A 5,586-nucleotide genomic window follows, 5' to 3' on the forward strand; every position below is an offset into this window, starting at 1 on the left:
GCAAAGCCCGGGGCAGCAGTACCCGGCATCCCTTCAAAAGATGGAAAGGCAGTAATGCCGCAGAGATTTGATAAAGAACAATTTGATAAACTCGGTGTTGCATGGACACGGGACCCGTTCCTCCTGCCAAAATCCAGGGAAGAAAAAAGGCTGGGACAGGCGCAGGGACAGGAGATCAGCTTTAAGCTTGTCGCGATCATGGAAAGAGGAAACGAAAGGGTCGCGATCATAGACCACGAGGTTGTAAAGAAAGGCGATATAATAGGCGGTGAAACGGTACAGGATATACAAAAAGACAAGGTGATACTCGTTCGGAGCGGTTTAAAGAGAGTACTCAACCTGGTAAAGATAGAGGACATGGTAACCCAGGAAGAAACGCCGAAAACAAAAGGTACGGAGAGGGCGAAATGAAAAAAGGACTTATTTTTATTGTAATGTTGCTTGTCCTGGTATCCTGCGCGCATACCGACCAGGCGAAGGAAAAACAGCCTGCAGAGACCAAAGCAACAGCAAAACCGGTTGATATCCCGAGCCCGGTATCCTTCCAGATGGAAAAGGCAAAAGCGCCCGACAATGCCAGACCCCAGGATTATTTCTCTTTCTCGTTGCGGGATGCGGACGTAAAGGATATCCTCAGGGCTATCGCGAAACAGACAAATTATAATGTGGTAACAGAACCTGATGTAAGGGGAATAACGACTGTCGACCTGAAGAACGTGACCCTTGAAAAGGCGCTGGAATATATCCTCGAGCCGCTGGGTTTTGCTTATAAGATCGAGGGGCGCACCATCTATGCCTCGAAGCCGAAAGTAGAGACAAAGATATATACGATCAATTACCTTGCCTTAAAGAAGATCGGCACGAGTACGATCGAGTGGAAAAGCGGCGGTTCTTCCAGCACATCGGGCACGGGAGGAACAACCAGTTCAGAAGCGAAAACCCTTGAAGTAAAAAGCGAGACCGATTCAGACCTGTGGAAAAGCCTTGAAGATAATATAAAGGCCATATTATCTCCCGATGCAAAACCTGTTATCAACAGGCAGACATTTACGATAATGATAACGGACTATCCAAAAAATTTACAACGTGTATCGATGTTTTTAGAGAGCCTTGAATCCACCCTGCACAGGCAGATCATGATCGAGGCAAAGATCGTCGAAGTAAGATTATCCGAGGGTTTCAGGCAAGGTATAAACTGGGAGCTTGTCAATGCGAGAATTGGAAGTTTGGCAACGATTAGCGCCAGGCAAAACTTTCCGGCACCAGCATCTTTCCTGGCAGACTATACGGAATCTTTTCGTTTCTTTGTTGGCTCACCTTCTTCGGGGCAATTGAACATTACCAATACCTATATTGATCTTTTAAAGGCGCAGGGTGAAACGAGGGTGCTCGCGACCCCAAAGATCGCGACCCTTAACAACCAGAGGGCAGTCATCAAATCGACAACACAAGAGGTCTACTTCGAGGAACAGCAATCTGCGACAGGCACTGCCGGGGCTATCGCAACCTATAGCCCAAGGTTTATGAACGTCGGAATAGTCCTCGACGTTATTCCGCAGATCGATAATGAAGGCAACATTATCCTCAGCTTACATCCTATCTATTCAACCAAAGATGGTTCTGTCCATTCGCCTGATCCCCTCTCTCTTGGTACAGTTCCTGTTATATCTACAAGGGAAACAGATACTATTGTACGGGTAAAAGACGGTGAAACGGTTATTATTGCCGGTCTCTTATACGAGACAAAATATCAGGACGAAAAGAGCATACCGGGTTTTGGTTCCATCCCCTTGTTTGGCTATCTTTTCAGATCAAGTGCGGAAACGACTAAAAGCAATGAACTCATCATATTCTTAACGCCACGGATCGTATACAATAAGGCTGCGAAATGAGCATAATCCTTGATGCACTGAAAAAGGCTCAAAAGGAGAGAAAGAAGACTACTCCCGATGTCCCCTTTAACCTGCCTGGTCCAAAGAAGAAACCAAGACTCCTTGTTTATGGTATCCTGCTTGTCTGTGTACTTGCTGTGCTGGGCTATCTTTTCATCCCGGCATTCCATAGACCCAAACCGATTGTAACAGCCGTTATCCCACCCGCCCCTCCGAAACAGCAGGCTGTGAAGATGGAAATACCACCTCAAAAGCCCGTTGCAGAGGTTGTAAAGAAAGAGCCGGTCCCGGTAAAGGAAGCTCCCTTGCAGGCAACCGAAGCGGCACCTGAAGGAAAAAAGGTATCTGTTGCTATCCCACGAAAGACCGTTGTTCAGGATAGGAAAAAAACGAAGGAGATACCCGCAAAGGCAATGCCGGTGAAAATGACGGCCGCTGCAAAGCCTGTTAAAAAGATAGCAGCGCCTGCCAAAAAGACCGACGAGTTAAAAGAAGACGAGAAGGTTGTCACGAAGGCAACAGATAACGAGAAGACCGATTTATTATACAACGAGGCTGCAACGGCTCTCCAGGCAGGCAGTTTTGGTGAGGCGAAAAGAATATACCTCTCCATCATAGCCATAAAACCAGACCACGTGGAAGCCCTGAACAATCTCGGCGTTATTGCTATCCAGGAAGGAGATCCAAAAGGGGCGCTCTTTTATTTCAAAAGGATCCTCGAGTTTCAGAAGACTTATCCAAAGGCATATAACAACATCGGTCTTCTGATGATGGGTGAAGGTGATACAAAACTTGCCGAGGAGTATTTCAGAAAGGCGATCATTATGGAACCCGACAGCATCGAGCCCTATTTAAACCTTTCAGCGCTTTTAAGGAGCGACGGAAGGCTGGACGAAGCCTCCAGGCTCCTTCAGATTCCCATCCAGAAGAGAGTCAGGAACCCGGCCCTTTTCCTGTCCTATGCCATCATTCAGGACACAATGGGCAAAACCAAAGATGCGGCAAGATACTACAGGCAATACCTCGGTACCGTCAAATCCTCTGAATCGAGCAAGGAAGTCATAGAGAGGTTAAGGTTCCTTGAAGAGAACCGGAATCCTGAACGTCGTTAAAAGAGGGATCAATCAGGGAGTACAGAGTGTTTTTTTCTTTGAAGGATTCCCTCCCCTGGGCAGTAATGGCGGCATTACCCGCCTGAGCAAAGAGCCTTTAACAAATAACGATATTGTCGAACTATTGCAGGGCACGACTACAGAGATGCAGTTGGAGCGTTTTACGCAGGACAACGAGCTTGACTACACATACGAGATGGGTGGTTTTGGCAGGTTCAGGATGTGTGCATTCATGAGGCGCGGCTCACTTGGAATAGTTGTCCGGCCCGTCTCTGACACCTTACCTTCTTTTGATGAGCTCGGTTTACCGGATTCTTTAAAAGAATTTACAAAATACCGCAACGGGCTGATACTGGTGACAGGTCCGTCAGCAAGCGGCAAATCAACGACCGTTGCCGCCCTCCTTGAGATGATCAACAGGGAGCGGTTGTGTCATATTGTTACCGTAGAAGACCCGATAGAATTTGTTTTCAGGCCGAAGAGGGCTATCTTCAGTCAGAGAGAGATCGGCAGAGACACAAAATCATTTTCCGGCGCGTTAAAGAGGATAGTCCGCGAGGACGCTGACATTATCTTTGTCGGGGAGATCAGGGACAGGGAGTCCATGAAGGCAGCGCTGGAACTGGCAGAAACAGGGGCCCTCGTGTTTTCAACACTGCATACCCTTAATGTCGCGCAATCGATAAACAGGATAATAGATTTTTTCCCGGATCAGGAAAAGAATACGGCGAGGACACAGATCGCAAATGCCTTGAGGGCGGTGGTCTCCCAGAGATTATTGCCGAAGACCGATGAAGCCTGCTGTGTCTGCGCCTGCGAGGTCATGAAGGTTAACCCGGCGATCAGGAGCCTCATCAGAGAAGACAAGATCCACCAGATCGTCACGATCCTTGATACTTCAAAAAGCGAAGGAATGACATCCCTCGACGAATCGTTGCGGATGCTCAGTAAACAAGGCGTAATCGATGTTGCCCAGGCGATTGCCCATTCATCGAGGAGCAGTAAATTTATCGAGGATATTGCCGATGTGAAGCCGACAAAAGACGGGATCTCGACGACAAGGGGTATAATGGCCCTTGAAAAAGACCTTGCGGTCTACCAGGCAGATCTCAGCGTCACGAACTTAAGTTCCTTTGACACTTCAGGAAGACTTTTCAGCACGCCGGTTGGTTTTCTGTTCAGAGATACAGGAGCGCTGAAAGGCCCATACCATTTTGCCGCTGATTACACCATACTCAACGGAAAGAAGGATCCTTTCAAACTCAAATCCTTTTTAAACATCTCATACAAGATACTGGAGACAAAGATCGAAAAACCCGCCTATGCTTTCAAAGTGAGGGTCTTTGAGGACAGCAAAAATGATTACGAGCTGACTGAAAAGCCGCTTGATTTGATTAAGGACGGAAACTGGCATACAATAACAATACAGATCCCCCAGATGTACACAAACAGGACTGTGAAATTCTACATGCTCCTGTTCGACGGGGATATAAAGGAGATCTCCTTTGATAATATCTTTTTTTTGTGAGGTGCGCTATTGAGTATTGTAAAGATGTTATATGCGATGGTTGAACAAGATGCCTCTGATCTGCATCTCATCGATGGCATCCCGCCCGCCATAAGGATAAACGGGGAGCTGACCTACCTGAACGAGGATGTGACATATCACAAGGATATGAGGGAGTTTTTTGATGAGATCGTTGTTGACCAGGTAAAAAAAGAGCGTTTCCGCAGAGACCAGGAACTTGATTTTTCCTACGAGCTTGAAAATGTTGCACGTTTCAGGATCAATGTCTACCACCAGAAAGGCACCATAGCGTTTTCGGTCCGGCACGTGCCGCTCACCATCCCCAGGCTGGAAGACCTCAGCCTGCCTGTCATCCTGAAAGAGCTTACCAGGAAACCGAATGGACTGGTTCTGGTGACCGGTCCCACGGGAAGCGGCAAATCAACAACGCTTGCCGCGATGGTTGAGCTTATTAACGAAGAAAGGTCGCTCCATATTATCACCGTAGAAGACCCGATCGAGTATGTATATACGGCGAGAAAGTCGATCCTTTCCCAGAGGGAGGTGGGTGACGATACCAAATCATTCTCCCTGGCGCTCCGGCACGTATTGAGACAGGACCCCGATGTGATCCTCATCGGTGAGATGCGGGATCTGGAAACAATGCAGGCTGCCATAACCGCCGCCGAGACCGGCCATCTTGTTTTTTCCACGCTCCATACAACAAGCGCTGCCCAGACCATTGACAGGATCGTTGATGTCTTTCCACCCCATCAACAGGCACAAATACGGTCCCAGCTTTCGATCACCCTGCAGGCCGTGATCACGCAAAAGCTTTTGAGGCGTGCCAATACGAAAGGGAGGGTACCGGCTACAGAGATCCTCATGGCAACGCCGGCATTGAGGAACCTGATACGGGAGGCAAAAGGTTATCAGCTTTACGGGCAGATCGAGATGGGTAAAGAATACGGCATGCATACGATGGAACAAAATCTGAGTGAGCTGCTGAAAAAAGGCATCATAATGCGTGAAGATGCGTTGATGAGCGCAAACGTCAGCGAATATATTAAATAGC

Annotated in this window: 5 protein-coding genes; all 5 read left to right on the plus strand. The window is 47.9% G+C overall.

Features of this window, described 5'->3' with window-relative positions:
• Nucleotides 1–411 (plus strand): hypothetical protein (locus PHU49_13735; protein ID MDD5245066.1); only part of this gene is annotated, 411 nt, incomplete at its 5' end.
• Nucleotides 408–1,892: a secretin and TonB N-terminal domain-containing protein gene (locus PHU49_13740; protein MDD5245067.1), complete on the plus strand. Its 1,485-nt coding sequence runs from the start codon at nucleotides 408–410 to the stop codon at nucleotides 1,890–1,892. The genes PHU49_13735 and PHU49_13740, both read left to right, overlap by 4 nt.
• A complete protein-coding gene (locus PHU49_13745; GenBank protein MDD5245068.1) occupies nucleotides 1,889–3,004 on the plus strand; it encodes a tetratricopeptide repeat protein in 1,116 nt (371 codons plus the stop codon). Before PHU49_13740 ends, PHU49_13745 begins: the two co-directional genes overlap by 4 nt.
• Nucleotides 2,973–4,532 carry a PilT/PilU family type 4a pilus ATPase gene (locus PHU49_13750; GenBank protein ID MDD5245069.1) on the plus strand — a complete coding sequence of 520 codons (1,560 nt, stop codon included), beginning with the start codon at nucleotides 2,973–2,975 and terminating at the stop codon, nucleotides 4,530–4,532. Before PHU49_13745 ends, PHU49_13750 begins: the two co-directional genes overlap by 32 nt.
• A gap of 24 nt (nucleotides 4,533–4,556) precedes the next feature.
• The gene (locus tag PHU49_13755; protein ID MDD5245070.1) at nucleotides 4,557–5,585 is read left to right on the plus strand and encodes a type IV pilus twitching motility protein PilT; all 1,029 of its coding nucleotides are present in this window, start codon (nucleotides 4,557–4,559) and stop codon (nucleotides 5,583–5,585) included.
• Nucleotide 5,586: the final 1 nt, after the last annotated feature.

The sequence above is a fragment of the Syntrophorhabdaceae bacterium genome (assembly GCA_028713955.1).
In the GTDB taxonomy this organism is placed as follows: Bacteria; Desulfobacterota; Syntrophorhabdia; order Syntrophorhabdales; family Syntrophorhabdaceae; genus UBA5609.

Excerpts from the sequence above, each read along its gene's own strand:
- PHU49_13740 (MDD5245067.1), top strand. The coding sequence starts at position 408 with ATGAAAAAAGGACTTATTTTTATTGTAATGTTGCTTGTCCTGGTATCC.
- PHU49_13745 (MDD5245068.1), top strand. The coding sequence starts at position 1,889 with ATGAGCATAATCCTTGATGCACTGAAAAAGGCTCAAAAGGAGAGAAAG.
- PHU49_13755 (MDD5245070.1), top strand. The coding sequence starts at position 4,557 with ATGTTATATGCGATGGTTGAACAAGATGCCTCTGATCTGCATCTCATC.